The organism is Sphingomonas phoenicis, from assembly GCF_047238005.1.
Lineage (GTDB): Bacteria > Pseudomonadota > Alphaproteobacteria > Sphingomonadales > Sphingomonadaceae > Sphingomonas.
Genome location: NZ_JBDFMC010000002.1, coordinates 3,008,531 through 3,025,869, shown reverse-complemented (window position 1 = coordinate 3,025,869; position 17,339 = coordinate 3,008,531). Strand labels below are relative to the sequence as shown.

At 68.9% G+C, this 17,339-nt stretch carries 14 protein-coding genes; 8 read left to right on the top strand and 6 right to left on the bottom strand.

Annotated elements, in window-relative coordinates; all coding sequences use genetic code 11:
• Positions 1-30 precede the first annotated feature (30 nt).
• Complete coding sequence (hflC, locus tag ABC319_RS15355) at positions 31-897, bottom strand: protease modulator HflC (protein WP_413071058.1); 867 nt, start codon at positions 895-897, stop codon at positions 31-33.
• Positions 894-2,006, bottom strand: a complete 1,113-nt coding sequence (gene hflK / locus ABC319_RS15350; RefSeq protein WP_413071057.1) for a protease modulator HflK — start codon at positions 2,004-2,006, stop codon at positions 894-896. The genes hflC and hflK overlap by 4 nt, the downstream gene beginning before the upstream one ends.
• A 70-nt stretch (positions 2,007-2,076) precedes the next feature.
• Between hflK and ABC319_RS15345 the strand changes: the two genes are divergently transcribed.
• The 3 genes from ABC319_RS15345 (at position 2,077) to ABC319_RS15335 (ending at position 3,976) form a co-directional block, all read left to right on the top strand.
• Positions 2,077-3,012 carry an Mrp/NBP35 family ATP-binding protein gene (locus ABC319_RS15345; protein ID WP_413071056.1) on the top strand — a complete coding sequence of 312 codons (936 nt, stop codon included), beginning with the start codon at positions 2,077-2,079 and terminating at the stop codon, positions 3,010-3,012.
• 52 nt (positions 3,013-3,064) lie between these two features.
• A complete protein-coding gene (locus tag ABC319_RS15340) occupies positions 3,065-3,502 on the top strand; it encodes a CoA-binding protein (protein WP_413071055.1) in 438 nt (145 codons plus the stop codon).
• 126 nt (positions 3,503-3,628) lie between these two features.
• A complete protein-coding gene (locus ABC319_RS15335; protein WP_413071054.1) occupies positions 3,629-3,976 on the top strand; it encodes a hypothetical protein in 348 nt (115 codons plus the stop codon).
• Between the two features lie 33 nt (positions 3,977-4,009).
• On the opposite strand, the gene ABC319_RS15330 is transcribed toward ABC319_RS15335, so the two are convergent.
• Entirely contained in the window at positions 4,010-5,299 is a 1,290-nt protein-coding gene (locus ABC319_RS15330; protein ID WP_413071053.1) for a homoserine dehydrogenase, read from the bottom strand.
• Positions 5,300-5,453: 154 nt separating this feature from the next.
• Here ABC319_RS15330 and ABC319_RS15325 point away from each other — a divergent pair, with 154 nt between their 5' ends.
• Entirely contained in the window at positions 5,454-7,409 is a 1,956-nt protein-coding gene (locus tag ABC319_RS15325; protein WP_413071052.1) for an OPT family oligopeptide transporter, read from the top strand.
• 722 nt (positions 7,410-8,131) lie between these two features.
• On the opposite strand, the gene ABC319_RS15320 is transcribed toward ABC319_RS15325, so the two are convergent.
• From ABC319_RS15320 to queF, 3 genes are all read right to left on the bottom strand, one after another.
• The gene (locus ABC319_RS15320; protein WP_413071051.1) at positions 8,132-9,415 is read right to left on the bottom strand and encodes a glycoside hydrolase family 130 protein; all 1,284 of its coding nucleotides are present in this window, start codon (positions 9,413-9,415) and stop codon (positions 8,132-8,134) included.
• A gap of 54 nt (positions 9,416-9,469) precedes the next feature.
• Positions 9,470-11,740 carry a glycosyltransferase family 4 protein gene (locus ABC319_RS15315; RefSeq protein ID WP_413071050.1) on the bottom strand — a complete coding sequence of 757 codons (2,271 nt, stop codon included), beginning with the start codon at positions 11,738-11,740 and terminating at the stop codon, positions 9,470-9,472.
• A gap of 140 nt (positions 11,741-11,880) precedes the next feature.
• On the bottom strand, positions 11,881-12,327 hold the full coding sequence (gene queF, locus ABC319_RS15310) for a preQ(1) synthase (RefSeq protein WP_413071049.1): 447 nt from the start codon (positions 12,325-12,327) through the stop codon (positions 11,881-11,883).
• Positions 12,328-12,356: 29 nt separating this feature from the next.
• Between queF and ABC319_RS15305 the strand changes: the two genes are divergently transcribed.
• Genes ABC319_RS15305 through ABC319_RS15290 form a run of 4 tightly spaced genes read left to right on the top strand, consistent with a single transcriptional unit; the run spans position 12,357 to position 17,221 of the window.
• The gene (locus ABC319_RS15305) at positions 12,357-13,901 is read left to right on the top strand and encodes a cryptochrome/photolyase family protein (RefSeq protein WP_413071048.1); all 1,545 of its coding nucleotides are present in this window, start codon (positions 12,357-12,359) and stop codon (positions 13,899-13,901) included.
• A 7-nt stretch (positions 13,902-13,908) separates the two neighbouring features.
• Entirely contained in the window at positions 13,909-14,751 is an 843-nt protein-coding gene (locus ABC319_RS15300) for a sulfurtransferase (protein ID WP_413071047.1), read from the top strand.
• The gene (gene metC, locus ABC319_RS15295) at positions 14,748-15,956 is read left to right on the top strand and encodes a cystathionine beta-lyase (protein ID WP_413071046.1); all 1,209 of its coding nucleotides are present in this window, start codon (positions 14,748-14,750) and stop codon (positions 15,954-15,956) included. The genes ABC319_RS15300 and metC overlap by 4 nt, the downstream gene beginning before the upstream one ends.
• Before the next feature lie 56 nt (positions 15,957-16,012).
• Complete coding sequence (locus ABC319_RS15290; protein ID WP_413071720.1) at positions 16,013-17,221, top strand: mechanosensitive ion channel family protein; 1,209 nt, start codon at positions 16,013-16,015, stop codon at positions 17,219-17,221.
• The last annotated feature ends 118 nt before the right edge of the window (positions 17,222-17,339 follow it).

Below are 17,339 nucleotides of genomic sequence, written 5' to 3'. Positions count from 1 at the left end.
TGGTTGAATATGAACGGCAGGCCGCTGGTGTCAGCGGGTCCGTCCCTCGAACTCACGTAGATACGAATTGTTCGGCGACAAGATGATCGAGGTCGCTCCACGGCCATCGGTACTCCCATCGGCACCGAATGTACGTCGATACGACTGCATCGCGCGATAGAAGTCGTAGAACTGCGGATCCTTGCCGAAACTTTGCGCATAGATGCGCGAGGCGGCGGCATCGGCATCCGCCTGGACGATCCGTGCCTGGCGCTGCCCCTCCGCAGTGATCGTGATCGCCTCCTGCTGGCGTGCGGTCTGCATGCGGCGCAGTGCGCTGTCCAGGGGCGTGCCGTCGGGCAACTCGGCCTCCTTGATCCGGACGTCGACGATCTCGACGCCGTACTGGCGCGCCCGGCCGTCCAGCCCGTTCTGGATCGCGTCCATCACCTCGGTCCGCTCCGGGCTGAGCAGCGCCGTGAACGGCACCTTGCCCAATTCGTTGCGCAGCGTCGACCCGAACAGCGGCCGCAACTGGTTGGCGACGCCCTCCTCGCTGCCTGCCGTCGCCAGCATCAGTCGCGGATTGACGACGCGGAAGCGGGCGAAGGCATCGACGTTCAGCCGCAGCTGGTCGGTCGACAGCACCTGGGTATTCTCCAGGTCCAGGTCCAGCACGCGCTTGTCGACCCACGTGATGCGGTCGATGAACGGCACCCGCATCACCAGTCCGGCACCGGTCTGCCCCAGCGGCTGGTTGGGCTGGTACTGGTTCACGACGCGGATCGGCTGGGCCAGGCGGTATACTACCGCCTGCTTGGTCTCGGGAACGATCGCGAAGGTCGCGGCGGCGAGGATGACGAGCAGCAGGGCGGCGATGCCGATTGCCACGGGATTGCGGAACAACGCGGGGTTCACTGGCCTGCTCCCGCCTGCGGCGCGGGCGCCGCATCGGGCTCCGGCGCCCGCTTCGCACCCTGCAGCGGAAGATATGGCACGACGTTCTGCGTCTCTACGATCGTCTTGTCGGATTTGGCCAGCACGGCCTCCATCGTCTCGTAATACATCCGGCGCCGCGTCACCTCGGGAGCCAGTCGATACTGCTCGTACACCCGGTCGAACGCCGCGGCCTCGCCCTGTGCACTGGCGACGACCTGCTGTGCGTAGGACCGCGCCTTGTTGACCGCGCCCACCGCTTCCTGCTGCGCCGCCGTCACCTTGTTGAAATCGTCGACGATCTGCTGCGGCGCCGTGGCACGGTTGATCGACACACCCTGAATGCGCACGCCAGAGCGATAGCTATTCAGGATGCTCTGCGTCGTCTCGGCCACCCGCTGCTCGATCGTGGTACGGCCCGCCCCCAGCGCCTGATCCAGCGTGGTCGTCGCGATCACCGCGCGCATCGCGCTCTCGGCGGCGGCCCGCACCGTCTCCTCAGGCTCGGCGAGCTGAAAGACATAGTCGCGCGGATTCTCGATGTTCCACCTGACCGAATAGGTCAGGTCGACGATGTTCTGGTCACCCGTCAGCGTCAGGTTGACGCCATCGCCACGCGGAAAGTTCTCGGTGCGGAACCGCTGGACGTCCACCGTCTGCACCCGCGCGATCGGCGCCGGCGGGGTCAGCTGGATGCCGGGCGGCAACGTCCCCGCATAGCGACCGAAATAGGTCACGATGCCGCGCTGCTGCGGCCCGATCTGGTGAAACGACGTGAAGATCAGCCATGCGCCGACCAGCAGCGCGGTGCCGATCGCCCATAGGACACGTGGATTGGCGCCCGCGGGCAAGCCCGGAAAGCCGCCGCCGCCACCACCGCCACTGCCGCGCGCCTTTTTCAGGAACTCGTCCAGCGCCGTGGGCTTGGTTGCGCCGCGACGGCCGGCGGGCGGCAGCGACCATGGATTGCGGGGGCCGTCGCTGCCACCGCCGCCACCGCCACCACCCCATGGACCCTTCGGCCCGGCTCCGTCGGAATTGTCGGCGGTGAGGATAATCGGGCGCTTCCCCCAGCGCGGCAGGATTTTCATGGACCCTCTATAGGAAGCGTGATCCACGAAAAACAGTGGCAAGCGCGCGCCGGCACCCTATCTGCGCGACATGGCCGACAATGGAACAGTTGCCGCGGCGGTCGCTGCGATCGCGGGCGAGCGCGCCACCGTCCGGGCGGATGGCGAGCGGATCGGTGTCGTCCTCGATGCGACCGGCCTGTCGCCCGCCGCGCGCGACGCCATGGAACAGGCGGTACGTGCCGCAGCGCCCGGGGCGCGCGTGATCGTCACCGCCGAACGGGCCGCGCGCGCGCTGATCGCGGTTGCCAGCGGCAAGGGCGGGGTCGGCAAGTCGACGCTTGCCGCCAATCTCGCGATCGCCCTCTCGCGTGCGGGTCGCCGCGTCGGCCTTGTCGACGCCGACATCTACGGCCCCTCGCAACCCCGCCTGCTGGGCGTGGAGGGCACGCGGCCGGAGGCGCTGGAAAAGCAGCTCATACCGGTCGCGACGAGATGGGGCGTTCCGCTGCTGTCGATGGGGCAGCTGGTCGAGCCTGGCCGCGCCATCGCCTGGCGCGGGCCGATGACCGCGGGTGCGCTGGGCCAGTTGGTCGAGGGCGCATGGGGCGCCGCCGATACGCTGGTCATCGATCTTCCACCCGGCACCGGCGACGTCCAGCTTACCATGGTGCAGAAATACCGGCCCGCTGGTGCGGTCATCGTCTCCACGCCACAGGATCTGGCCTTGATCGACGCCACCCGCGCGATCGACCTGTTTCAGAAAGCGGGAGTGCCGATCATCGGCCTGATCGAGAACATGGCCGGTTACGTCTGCCCGCATTGCGGCGAAGCCTCCGACCCCTTCGGTCACGGCGGCGCGGAGGCGGCGGCCGAGCGGCTGGACATTCCGTTCCTGGGCCGCGTGCCCCTTACCGTGTCGATCCGGACAGCTTCGGACGCAGGCGATCCGCCGGCTGCCGCACCCGACGACATCGTCTTCGCTCCGCTCGCCGCAAAGGTGGTCGACTGGCTGGCATCGCGCTGAGGCAACCCGGCCGCGCGGCACGCGTTGCCGGTGTACGTATCAGGAGAGTGTGATGCCGCCGACGACCGATGCCGAGATCAAGGCACTGCTGCAATCGTCGCGCACGATCGCCATGGTCGGCGCTTCCGATCGACCCGATCGCCCCTCCTACGGCGTGATGGCGATGCTCCAGCGGCACGGCTATCGCGTCATCCCGGTCAATCCGCAGATCACGGGCGAGCATGTCCATGGCGAGTTCGTCTTCCGCGAGCTGGCGCAGCTGGGTGACCCGATCGACATCGTCGACATCTTCCGCCGCCCCGCCGCCGCCGGCGAGGCGGTGGATCAGGCGATCGCCATCGGTGCGAAGGCGGTGTGGATGCAACTGGGTGTCGTCAACGAAGAGGCTGCCGCACGGGCCGAGGCGGCCGGACTGAAGGTGGTGATGGACCGCTGTCCCGCGATCGACATACCGCGACTGGGGGTGGCCCGGGTCGATCCAGATAGCTGATTGTACGATCGGGAGCGTCGCGGCGAGGATCCGGCGTGACTCGCGCCCCAGCATTACGCCAGCCTCCGTCCCCGGCTTTACCTCCTCCCGTGCTTGGTCCACCATGTGGTTTCCGGGAGGTCGTCGATGCCACTGCTCATGCTCCTGCTCGCCGCTGCGGACCCCCTCACCCTGATCGACACCGCCCGACGGCTGACCGCCGCCGACCACCGCTGCGTCGCAAGCGCTGATACGACCGACGTCACGGTCTGCGGCCTGCGCAACGCCGACCGTTTCCGCGTCCCCTTCGTCGGCTACGAACCGGGCGATCCCCGTGCAGAGGGGGTGCCGGCGGAGCGTGAACGCCTGCTTGCCCGCACGAACAACTGCCAGGAACGCCGCGCCATCGCCGCCGGCTGCGGCTTTGCGGGTGTCCGCATGACCACCAGCAGCCGCGGCACGACAATAATGGGCGCACGGAAGCTGGCGCCGTAATCCTCGCGGTACCCGCGGCCGGGGAGCCGCGTGCTACCCTAGAATCGGCATCCAGAGCGGCTGGCCGGCCAGGCTCTGTGAGCCGCGCAGGCGTTCCAGCGCCTGGGTGACGCAGCGTTCGGGCCCTGCGTGCGTCACGATCGCGACCAGTGCATGGCCGTCGACGGAGACGCCGCGCTGGATCAGGCTCTCGATCGACACGCCCGCGTCGCGCATCGCCGCCGCGATCTCGGCGAGCACGCCGACGCGATCCTCGACGGTGAAGCGGACATAGGCACGGCCACGCCGCTCGCCGCTGTCGGCGACGACCGGCGTCGTCAGCAGCGCGGCGGGCATCGCGAAGGGCGGGCCGGCGACACCGCGGGCGATGTCGATCAGGTCCGCCACCACCGCGCTGGCGGTCGGCCCCTCGCCGGCGCCGGGGCCCTGGAACAGCAGTCGGCCGACATGATCGCCCTCGGCCACCACCGCGTTGGTCGAGCCGGTGACATGCGCCAGCGGATGGTCCAGCGGCACCAGATGGGGGTGAACGCGCTGGAACAGCCCGTGCGGTCCCGCCTCTGCCAGCCCGACCAGTCGGACGCGGTGGCCGAGCGACGCCGCCTCGGCGATATCGGCGCCCAGCACGTGGCGGATGCCCTGCGCGGCCACGCCGGCAAAGGCCGGACGGGTGCCGAAGGCGATGCTGGCGAGGATCGCGAGCTTGTGCGCGGCATCGATCCCGTCGATGTCAAAGGTCGGATCCGCCTCCGCATAGCCCAGCGCCTGCGCCTCTGCGAGCACCTCTGCGAAGTCGCGGCCTTCGGCCTCCATCTTGGACAGGATGAAGTTGCAGGTGCCGTTCAGGATGCCATAGACGCGGGTGATCTGGTTGGCCGCCGTCCCCTCGCGCAGGCCCTTGATGACGGGGATGCCGCCCGCCACCGCCGCCTCGAACTTCAACGCGGCGCCGTTCGCCTCCGCCAGTTCCGCCAGTTCCTGCCCGTGGTGCGCGAGCATCGCCTTGTTCGCGGTAACGAGCCCGCGGCCGGCGGCGAGGGTGGAGCGCGCGAGGGTCAGCGCCGGCCCGTCGGACCCGCCGATCACCTCTGCCACGACATCGACATCCGGCTGCGTGGCCAGTGCCGAGGTGTCGTCGAGCCACGCGAAGCGCGTCAGGTCGATACCGCGATCGCGGGTGCGATCGCGCGCGGAGACGGCGACCACCTCGATCGGCCGGCCGGCACGACGGGCGATCAGGTCGCGGTTCGTATCGAGCAGGCGAACGACGCCGCCGCCGACCGTGCCCAGCCCCGCCAGTGCCACCCGCAATGCTTCCGCCATCGTCCCGTTCCTCCCGCGCCGCGCCAACCCCGCCGTCATCCCCGCACAGGCGGGAATCCAAATTCGTGACGACGGCCTGGTGGCCGGATCGCCGATGCCCGTAGGACAGAGACTGCCGCTTTGCAAAGCGGTCCCCTTCCGCCATGCTCCGCCCATGGCCACCGCTCCCGATCGCCCCATCGCCGAACTCACCGTCCGCGGCGTTCTGCTCGGCGGGCTCATCACGCTGCTGTTCACCGCGGCCAACGTCTATCTGGGACTGAAGGTCGGGCTGACCTTCGCGACGTCGATCCCGGCTGCCGTCATCTCGATGGCGATCCTGCGCTATCTGCCGGGCGCGACGATCCTGGAGAACAACATCGTCCAGACCGTCGCCTCGGCGGCGGGAACACTGGCGGCGATCATCTTCGTGCTGCCCGGCCTGGTCATGATCGGCTGGTGGCAGGGTTTCCCCTATCTGACGACGGCGGCGATCACGGCGTTCGGCGGCATCCTGGGCGTGATGTTCTCGGTCCCGCTGCGCCGCGCGCTGGTCGTCGATACCACCCTGCCCTATCCCGAGGGACGCGCGGCGGCCGAGGTGCTGAAGATCGGTGCGGGCGGCCGCGAGGGGGCGGCGGAAAGTGCGCGCGGGCTGTGGATGATCGTGTGGAGCGCGATCACCTCGGCCGGCTTCGCCATCCTGACGCAGACGCGGATCGCGACCGCGGAGGCGGCGCTGTGGTTCCGTGCCGGCGGCGGCGCGACCGGGATCGCGGGCGGGCTGTCGTTCGCGCTGATCGGGGCGGGCCATCTGGTCGGCCTGTCGGTGGGATGCGCGATGCTGGCCGGGATCGTCATCGGCTGGTGGATCCTGCTGCCGATCCTGACCGCCGCCGCACCGATGGCGGGCGCCGACGTGGCGACATGGGCCGGCACCGTGTTCCGCAGCGACGTGCGCTTCTTCGGCGCCGGCGTGATCGGCGTGGCGGCGATCTGGACGCTGGTGCGGATCATCGGCCCGGTCGTGCGCGGCATCCGATCCGCTATCGACGCCTCCGCCGCCCGGCGCGACGGCGCGGCGATCGCGGTGGGCGAACGGGACATGCCGATCGGGATCGTCGGCATCGTCTCGGTCGGCATGCTGCTGCCGATCGGCATCCTGCTCTGGACCGTCATCCGCGGCGGACCGCTGGCGGGATCGGAGGTCGCGCTGATCGGCGGCGCGCTGGCGTTCATCCTGGTCATCGGCCTCGTCATCGCGGCGGTGTGCGGGTACATGGCCGGCCTGATCGGCGCGTCGAATTCGCCGGTGTCGGGGATCGGCATCCTCTCTGTCCTCGCGGCCAGCCTGATGCTGGTTGGACTGTTCGGGCGCGGCACCCCGCCGGAGACGACGCAGGCGCTGGTCGCCTATGCGCTGATCGTCACCGGCATCGTGTTCGGCGTCGCCACCATTTCGAACGACAACCTGCAGGACCTGAAGACCGGCCAGCTGGTCGGCGCGACGCCGTGGAAGCAGCAGGTCGCGCTGATCTTCGGCGTGATCTTCGGATCGATCGTGGTGCCGCCGGTCCTGAACCTGCTGGGCTCCACGCTGGGGTTCGTCGGCATGCCCGGTGCCGGCGCCAACGCGCTGGCGGCGCCGCAGGCTGCCCTGATCTCCGCCCTGGCCAAGGGCGTGCTGGGCGGCGACCTGAACTGGTCGATGATCGGCTACGGCGCGCTGGCCGGCGCGGCTATCATCCTGGTCGACGAACTGCTGGGTCGTGCGGGCAAGCTGCGCCTGCCGCCGCTGGGCGTGGGACTGGGCGTGTACCTGCCGATGGCGGTCACGCTGCCGGTGGTGCTGGGTGCGGTGATCGGATCGTTCTACGACCGCTGGGCGCGGCGACAGGCGGACCCGGAGGCGGCCGAGCGGATGGGCGTGCTGGCCGCGACCGGCATGATCGTCGGCGAGAGCCTGTGGGGCGTGGCGTTCGCCGGGATCGTCTATGGCACCGGCAGCGATGCGCCGCTGGCGCTGGTCGGTGCCGATTTCGAGAGCGCGGCGCTCGCCGGCGGCACGCTGGTGTTCCTGGTGCTGGTGGCGGTGCTGTACCGTTATGCCCGGCGGCAGGCGCGGGGGTGACGACGCCCGCGAATGTTGAGGAAGTTTCGGGTTGCGGGGGTTTTCGGCGCAGCGCGTTTTGCGACGAAAGCATGACTTCGCAATAGCTTGCGCTGTTTCGAGCGTGAAAGTTGAGATCGAATGTTGAGACGCGTGCGGGTTGCGGGTGCGCGAATGTTGAGGCGTGTGGCGCATGCTTGCGGCTCCCCTGCCGCGGTCTGGTCGCGGCGGCGGAGGTATCGCATTCGCGGGGGTGTGTAGGACAGGCTTCTGTGTCGCCCGGGGTTTGGTCCGCTGCTCCAGCGTCGGTGGGGAAATCCGCCGCGAGCACCCCCGGAGTGTGGTCCAAACCACTGGCGGCGCCACATCGGCCGCTGGCGGGTTCCGGCGGAGGGGCGTTGCGTATCGTCAAGCCGGCTATCCCGGCTGGGCCCCGGCCTCCGCCGGGGCGGTGCCACATCCTGGATGGGTCGCACTGACGGTCGCTCCGGACGTCATCCCGGACTTGACCCGGGATCCCGCTTTCCCCTGTCGGCAGAAGAAGCGGGGCCCCGGCTCAAGGCCGGGGCGACGTTGGAGGTATATTGCGACGGCCCCTTCGCAGGCGACGCTGGCGGTATATCGCGGCGGCACCTTCGGGGGCGACGTTGGCAGTATATCGCGACGGCCCTTCGGAGGGGACGTTGGCTACGTATCGCGACGGCCCCTTCGGGTGACGGTTCATGCCTCCGGACGGAGGCCCGTCATTCCATCGCGGCGAGCATGTCGCGGATGCCGACGAAGGCGAAGCCGATCGAGCTGTCGGCGATGCCATAGGGGAGGAACAGCGTGTCGCCGTGGCGGATCGCGCCGCAGGAATAGACGACGTTGGGAACATATCCCTCGCGGTCCTGGTCCTTGGCGGCGAGCAGCGGCTCCCTCGTGCGGGCGAGCACCTTCGACGGATCGCGCTTGTCGAGCAGGACTGCGCCGATCGAGTATTTGCGCATCGCGCCGACGCCGTGGGTCAGGAGCAGCCAGCCCTCGTCCAGCTCGATCGGCGGGCCGCAATTGCCGATCTGGACCAGTTCCCACGGATAGACGGGAGTCAGGATCTTCTCGCCATTGTCCCAGTGGGCCAGGTCGTCGGACTTCAGCAGGAACAGGTTCTCGCCGTCCGACCGGCCGATCATCATATACTGCCCGTCGACCTTGCGCGGGAACAGCGCCATGCCCTTGTTGTGGCTGGCGGTGCCGGTCATCGGCACCAGATCGAACGCGCGGAAGTCGCGGGTGCGCATCAGTTCGGACTGGATCTGGGATCCGTTGTACGCGGTGTAGGTGCCGATCCACTCGAACGAACCGTCGTCGTGCTGGAACTGGACGATCCGCATGTCCTCCAGCCCCTTCGACTGGGCGGCGGTCATCGGGAAGATGACGGTACCCGACAGCGTCGAATCGCGGTGGCGATAGACGGTGATCGGACCTTCCAGCGCCTCCTCCTGCTCGCGCCCGACGGCGTCGGTCGAGGTGGCGAAGGGCGGTTCCGGCGCCAGCTTCATCTGGTTGTCGTCGGTGATGATGCCTTCGCGAAAGGCGACCGACGAGATGTGCCCCTCCCCGACCGCGCGCATCGACATCAGGATGCGCAGCGATCCGGGTGGCATGCCCGACTGGTCGAAATGCGGCACCGCGCTGGGGTTCATCAGCGCGGCGGCCGCATAGCTGTATTCGTGGCAGAAATAGGCGCCGATCAGCTGCCGCTTCTCGTCACCGATCTCGGCACTGTTCAGCCCCAGCAGCTCCTCGATCTCGTCGTAGCGGGTCATGAACACGCGGCGCGTCTGCCAGTGGCGCGCCTCGAAATCCTTCAGCACGACCTCCAGCTGCTCGCGCGCCTGGCCGGGCGACATCGCCAGCACCTCCGCCACCAGTCGCTCCGTCCGGTTCGGCGGGCCGCCGACACCGCCGAACGCGATGTGGAACGGCCGCACGACCACGCGCGAGGGATCGGCATGCAGCCGCAGCTCGTGAGTGAACAGATTCATTGGCGACTATGGCCTCGCTGGCTGGTCGAACGTCTCGCGCCGCCGCGAGCGAGGCTACGCGGCGGCGCGCGACGCTCCTGCCACGGGGAGCGACCGTCGTACCAGCCCAGAAATGGCGCAATTGGCGAGTTGTAGCGCCAAAATCGACTCCGCGCCCTGATTTCGGTTGAGCCCGGTCGGCATCAGTCCGTCGAAACAGCCGCCATCGGCCGGGCTGGCGAGCGGCAGGTCGAGATCGTTGGCGCCCAGGAACCAGCCATAGGCGCGGTGCGCCTCGTCCAACCAGCGCGCGTCACCGGTGGCGCGGTGCGCGGCGAGGCAGGCATCGACCGTGGCCTGTGCCTCCAGCGGCTGCTGGTCGAACTGCAGCGGCTCTGAATACGGACGACCGAAGCTTTCGGTGCCGACGGCGCGGAACCGCCCCTCAGGCGAGGTCTGCTTACCGCAGATCCAGTCGAGCGTCTGGAGGCCGCACCGGACCAGATCGTCGCGGCCCAGCGCCTGGCCGGCGCGGATCAGCCCCTCGGGCAGGCGGGCATTGTCATAGGCGAGCACGATCTCGAACCATTGCCATTCCGGGCGGCGCGCCTCGGCCAGCAGGTCGAGGTGCATGTCGGGAAAACGCTGCAGGATGGTGCGCGACAGCTCGTGCCCCGGCTTTGCCTCCAGCATCGCCGCGGCGCCTAGCATCGCGAACGCCTGCGCCCGGAGCGACTGGAGTTCCATCCCGATGCTGGCGGTGGTGTCGAACATCGCCCCCGCCCAGTCGCGGTGCTTCGACGCCTTCGCATCGCGGGCGGTGATGCCCAGCGCCCAGAGCGTGCGGCCGTTGGAATCCTCCGACCCCTCGTCCTCGCACCAGGTCCGGTCGAAGTTCATGAAGTTGCGGTAGCGGCGCTTTTCGGGATTCCACGCATATTGCAGGAACGAGGCGTAGATCGTCGTCCACTTGTCGCGCCGCTCGTCGTCAAGATCGGCCATCGCGCTGACCAGCATCAGCGCGCGGGCATTGTCGTCGATGCAATAGCCGTGGCGACGATCGGGGACCGAATAGATCGAATGCTGGAGCATGCCGGTCGCGTCGCTCATCCGCTCGACCGCAGCGAAATCGGGGGCGAGCGGCTTGATGACCGCCGACGGCGTCGGGATGCGGCGCGGGCGTGCGGCGACCGCCGCCACGGTCTCGGCCATGGTCGCCTCCGCCAGGCGCGGCCAGATCATCGTGCGACCGCGTGCATAGGCGCGCGCCGACAGGCCCAGCCGGCCACGATCGTCGCTCAGCAGCCGGTCGATCTCGTGCGAGAAGGCGGCGACATCGCCGAAGCCGACCAGCACGCCGTGATTGTCGGCGAGGATCTCCGTGGCATGCACATACGGGGTCGACACCACCGGCTTCCCGACGCCGATCGCGTAGGACAGCGTGCCCGAGGTGATCTGGGCGGGGTTGTTATAGGGCGTCGCATAGATGTCGGCGGCCTGGAGATAGTCGATCAGCTCGTCATGCTCGACGAAGCCGTCGACGAACAGGACATTGCCCTCCACCCCCTTTTTCGCCGCCAGCGCCTTCAGCCGGTCGCGGTAGCGCTCGCCCTCATGGGCGACGAGGTTCGGGTGGGTGGCGCCCAGGACGACGTAGAGCAGGTCGGCGTGACGCTCGACCGCGGCGGGCAGCGCCTCGATCATCGTCTCGATCCCCTTGTTGGGAGCGAGCAGGCCGAAGGTGAGGACGACCTGACGGCCAGCCCAGCCGAACCGCGCCTTCATCGTCTCCGGATCGACCAACGCGCGATCGGGAACGCCGTGCGGGATCATGACGATCTGGCGCGGGTTGGCGCCGTAGACGCGCTGCAGGATGTCGCGGCCGCGCTCCGCCATCACGACGATCTTCGAGGCACGCTGGAGCAGCCCCTCAAGCACGCGGCGCTCGTCGGCGCTGGGTTTTTCGAGGACCGTGTGGAGCGTGACGATCAGCGGCAGCGTGGTGCGGTCGAGAAGGGCGAGGATGTGCTCGCCCGCCGGCCCGCCATAGATGCCGTATTCGTGCTGGAGCCAGATCGCCTGCGCGCCGCTCGCCTCGATCGCGCGGGCGGCGGTGAAATAGGCGGACAGATCGTGCTGCGCGATCGCACCGGTGACGGCGGGCGGATAGGCGTAGCGGCCGGGATGGTCGTCCATCGCCCAGACATCGACCTTCACGTCCGGGAACCGGTCGCGCACGGCATTGTAGACATCGGTGGTGAAGGTCGCGAGGCCACACTGGCGCGGCAGGAAATTACCGATCAATGCCAGATGCTTGATTGAACCCAGGCCTGCCGCTTCTACCATCGCCGATCCCTTGCCGATGCACGGGAGGCACAATCTGCCTCACCATGCCACCTGAACGAACCGTTCATCGCGACGAAGGTTGCATGAATTGATGCAGCGCAACAGGAATTTGCCGCGCTTTGCCGCAGGGATGCGTCGTTTCAACCGCGCCCGCGATACGGCTGGACGCCCTGATCGGGCAGCCACAGCCCCGCGGGGGGCGCACCCGACTGCCAGAACACGTCGATCGGAATGCCCCCGCGCGGGTACCAGTAGCCGCCGATGCGCAGCCAGACGGGCTTCATCTCGTCGAACAGCCGCTCGCCGATGCCGACGGTGCAATCCTCGTGGAAGGCGGCATGGTTGCGGAAGGCGCCGAGGAACAGCTTCAGCGACTTCGATTCGACGATCGTGTCGCCCGGTGTGTAGTCGATCACCAGATGCGCGAAATCGGGCTGGCCGGTGACCGGGCAGAGCGAGGTGAACTCCGGCGCGGCGAAACGGACGAGATACAGGCGGCCGGGCCGCGGATTGGGAACATAATCGAGCTCGGCCGCTTCCGGAGAAGCGGGCAGCGGCGTCGACTGGCCAAGATGCTTCGGGGTCATGCCGGCTCATGTAGGGAAAGGCGAGTGAGATGAAAACGCTGATCCCGGTGCTGGGCGACCAGCTGTCGATGACGCTGTCGTCGCTGCGGCGACAGCGCAAGGCGGACGCGGTGGTGCTGATGATGGAGGTGGCCGACGAGACGCGCTACGTCCGCCATCACCAGCAGAAGATCGCGTACATCCTGTCGGCGATGCGCCACCATGCCGCGGCGCTGCGCGATGCCGGCTGGACGGTCGATTACGTCGCGCTGGACGATCCCGACAACAGCGGCAGCTTTACCGGCGAGATCGCCCGCGCGGTCGAGCGTCACGCGCCCGACCGCATCGTCGTGACCGAGGCGGGCGAGTGGCGGGTCGCGGCGATGCTGGAGGCGTGGGAGACGATCTTCGGCCTGCCGGTGGAGATCCGCCCCGACACCCGCTTCGTCGCCACCCACGCCGAGTTCGACGCATGGGCGGAAGGGCGATCCGACCTGACCATGGAGTGGTTCTACCGCGAGATGCGGCGCAAGACCGGGCTGCTGATGGACGGGCGGGAGCCTGCGGGCGGGCGCTGGAACTTCGACAAGGACAACCGCAAGCCGGCGAAGGCCGACCTGCTGATGCCACGGCCGTTGTCGTTCGCGCCCGATGCGACGACGCAGGAGGTGCTGGCGCTGGTCGCGGCCCGGTTCGGCAACCATCCCGGTACGCTGGACGGGTTCGACCACGCCGTCACCGCCGCCGATGCGGAGAGGCAGGCGGCGGCGTTCTTCCGCGACGCCCTGCCCAAGTTCGGCGACTACGAGGATGCGATGCTGACCGGCGAGCGGCATCTGTGGCACTCGATCCTGAGCCCGTACATCAATTCGGGGCTGCTCGATCCGGTCGACCTGTGCCGACGCGCCGAGGCGGAGTATCGCGCCGGGCGGGCGCCGCTCAACTCGGTCGAGGGCTATGTCCGCCAGATCATCGGCTGGCGCGAGTTCATGCGCGGCATCTACTGGCGCGAGGGGCCCGACTATGTCGACCGCAACTTCCTCGACCATCATCGCCCGCTGCCCGGCTTCTACTGGACGGGCGAGACCGACATGCACTGCATGGCCGAGGCACTGGGCCAGACGCTGGCGACCGCGCACGCCCACCATATCCAGCGGCTGATGGTGACGGGCAATTTCGCGCTGCTGATCGGTGCAAACCCGAAGCAGGTCCACCTCTGGTATCTGGAGGTGTACATCGATGCGTATGAATGGGTCGAGCTGCCGAACACGCTGGGGATGAGCCAGTTCGGCGACGGCGGGCTGGTCGGCACCAAGCCCTATGTCTCGTCGGGTGCCTATATCGACCGGATGTCGGATTATTGCCGCCATTGCCGGTACGACGTGAAACAGCGGACGGGGCCGGACGCGTGCCCGTTCAACGCGCTGTACTGGGACTTCACGGCGCGGCACGAGGACAAGCTGGGCGACAATCGCCGGATGGCGATGCCGTACCGTAACTGGGCAAAACAGAGCCCGGACGTGCGCAAGGAGATCCGGGCGCAGGCGGCGCGGTTTCTCGCCACGCTCGACGCGGAGGGACCGCCCGACTACTGAGGCGGGCATGGACTCTCTGGTATCGACAGACTGGCTGGCGGGGGCGCTCGGCACGCCGGACCTGATGATCGTCGACGCGACGCTGCTGGCCGCCGACACGGGCCGCGATGCCCGTGCCGAGTATCGCGCCGGCCACATACCGGGCGCGGTGTTCCTCGATCTCGCCGGCCTGCGCGACACGGCGTCGCCCCTGCCCAACACGCTGCCCGACGAGGCGACGATGGCGGCGCATCTCGCCCCGCTGGGCATCGGCGAGGGTGCGCGGATCGTGCTGTACGACGATTCGCCGTGGCGGACGGCGGCGCGGGCGTGGTGGCTGCTGCGCAGCTACGGCATCGGCGACGTCGCGATCCTGAACGGCGGGCTGGCGAAGTGGCGTGCCGAGGGGCGGCCGCTGGCGACCGGCGACGACACGGCGCTGCCCCGACCGCTGCACCCCGTCTTCAACGAGGCGCGGCTGCGGACGAAGGACCAGATTCGCGGCAACCTGGCGAGCGGGGCCGAGCAGTTGCTGGACGCCCGGTCGACGGCGCGCTTCACCGGCGAGGAGGCCGATCCGCACGGCGCCGCTCCCGGCCACATCCCCGGCGCACGGTCGATCCCCTATGGCCGCTTCTTCGCGGAAGACGGGACGTGGAAGCGGGGCGATGCCCTGAAGGCCGTGTTCGACGACATCGATCTCGACGCGCCCCTGGTGGCGACCTGCGGGTCGGGCGTGACCGCGGCGGTGATCGCGTTCGGGGCACATCTATTGGGACGGGAGGCGGCGATCTACGACGGCAGCTGGAGCGAATGGGGCAGCGATCCCGCCACGCCCAAGGCACTGGGCCCGGGAGTGACGGGAGCATGAGCGGCGGCGATCGTCCGGTGAAGCCCGCGACCCGGGTCGTGCAGGCGGGCCGTCGCCCGGAATGGACCGGCGGCATCGTCAACCCGCCGGTCTGGCGGGCGTCGACCATCCTGTACGACAGTGTCGCCGACCTGCGCGAGGCCGCCGGGCGGGACACCCATCATCGCCTGTTCTATGGCCGGCGGGGTACGCCGACGCAGTGGTCGCTGGCCGATGCGCTGACCGAACTGGAGCCGGGCGCGGAGGGCACGTTCCTCTATCCGTCGGGCGTGGCGGCGATCGCCGCGGCGCTGATGAGCGTGCTGTCGCCGGGCGACGAGCTGCTGCTGGTCGACAGTGCGTACGATCCGACCCGCTCGCTGGCGACCGGGCTGCTGGCGCGATACGGGATCACTACGCGCTTCTACGACCCAATTGTGGGCGCCGGGATCGCCGGGCTGATCGGCCCGGCGACGCGCGCGATCTTCATGGAAAGCCCCGGCAGCCTGACGTTCGAGGTGCAGGACGTGCCCGCGATCGTCGCGGTGGCGCGCGAGCGGGGGATCGTCACGCTGCTCGACAATACATGGGCGACGCCGCTGCTGTTCCCGGCGATCGAGCGGGGCGTCGACCTGACGATCATGGCCTGCACCAAATATGTCGTCGGCCATTCGGACGTGATGATGGGATCGGTGACCGCCGGCCCCGGCCGTTTCGCGGCGCTTCGCGACACCAGTTTCGCGCTGGGGCAGCATCTGAGCGCCGACGATGCATGGCTCGGCAGCCGCGGCCTGCGCACCATGGCGCTGCGCCTGCGCGCGCAGGGGGAGACGGCGCTCGCCATCGCCCGCTGGCTGGAGACCCGGCCGGAGGTGGCGCAGGTGCTGCACCCCGCCCTGCCCTCCTTTCCCGGCCACGACCTGTTCGTCCGCGATTTCCGCGGCAGCACCGGCCTGTTCGCCTTCGCGCTGGATGGCGGCGACGAGGCGGCGCGCGCCGCGCTGATCGACGGGCTGGACCATTTCGGCATCGGGTACAGCTGGGGCGGGTACGAGAGCCTGGCGATCCCGATCGATCCGCACCGTCACCGCAGCGTCACGCGGCGCGCCCCGGCCGGGCCGATGGTGCGGTTGCAGATCGGGCTGGAGGATGCCGGCGACCTGATCGACGATCTGGCACGCGGGCTGGACCGGTTCCGCGCCCATCGCGGGGCGGCCGCAGCGTGAACCCGTTCGTCGCATGGTGGCATGCGACCGGGTTCGACACCCCCGACCGCACCGACATGACCGAGGTGGCGGTGGCGCTGGGGTTGATGCTGGCCTGCCTGGCCATCGGGGTCATCGCCGGCAGGCGGGCCGGCCCGCGCATCGCCGACTGGTGGCGCACCCACGCCTCCGGCCACGGCGAGGGGGTGTGGACGCGGGCGTGCGCGATCGTGCGCCACGGCACCGCGGCCCTGCTGCTCGGCATCGCACTGGCGGCATGGCCGTGGGGATCGTTCGCGGCGTTGCCGCTGGGGCTGACGCTGGGCCTGGCGACGGCGCTGGCCGTGCATCAGGTGCTGCGCGGGCTGGGCATGCCGCGCTGGATCGGATGGACGGTGGCCGGCATCGTCTTCGTCGCCCTATTCAGCCACGCGGTCGGCGGGCTGGCGCCGATCACCGACGCGATGGAGCGGATCGGCATCAACATCGGCCGGCGGCGCCTGTCGCTGCTGTCGCTGACGACGATGCTGCTGACGGTGGTGGTGCTGTTCGCGGCGGTCCGGCTGATCAACCGGGTCGCGGCGCACTCGATCGCGCGGTCCGGCGGGCTCGATCCCACGCAGAAGCTGCTGGCGCAGAAGCTGGTCGGAATCGGCATCGTCGTCGCCGCCTTCTTCTTCGGGATCGACCTGCTCGACATCGACCTGACGACCTTCGCCGTCTTCTCGGGCGCGCTGGGGCTGGCGGTGGGGTTCGGATTGCAGAAGACGGTGGGCAACCTGATCGCCGGGATCATCCTGCTGATGGACCGGTCGATCAAGCCGGGCGACGTCATCGTGGTCGGCCAGGAAGCCGGCCGGGTGAACCGGATCGGCGTGCGTGCGGTGTCGATCATCACCCGCGACGGCAAGGAGCACCTGATCCCGAACGAAAACCTGATGACGCAGGAGGTGGAGAACTGGTCGTTCAGCGATCGCAACGTCCGGGTGCGCATCCCGGTCGGCGTGCCATACGACTGCGACCTGCGACTGGCGCAGCAGCTGATGCTGCAGGCGGCCGGCGAGTCGCCGCGGGTGCTCGACAGTCCGAAACCGAACGTGTGGCTGACCTCCTACGGCGATTACGCGGTCGAGCACGAGATACTGGCATGGATCAGCGATCCGGAGAGCGGCGTCGGCAACGTCCGGTCGGATGTGCTGAACAGATTATGGTGGCTGCTGAAGGACAACGGGATCGCCATCCCCGTTCCGCAGCGCGATATCCGGATCATCGATCGCCGCAGCTGAGCACAGCAAAGCCACACGGGCTGTGATGAACGCGCAACATACTGGCGCGATAGCGCGGGTCGCCGGACAAATCTTCTTGTGCAGGTGCGAAGAGGCTGCCATCCATCCGTCATCGCCA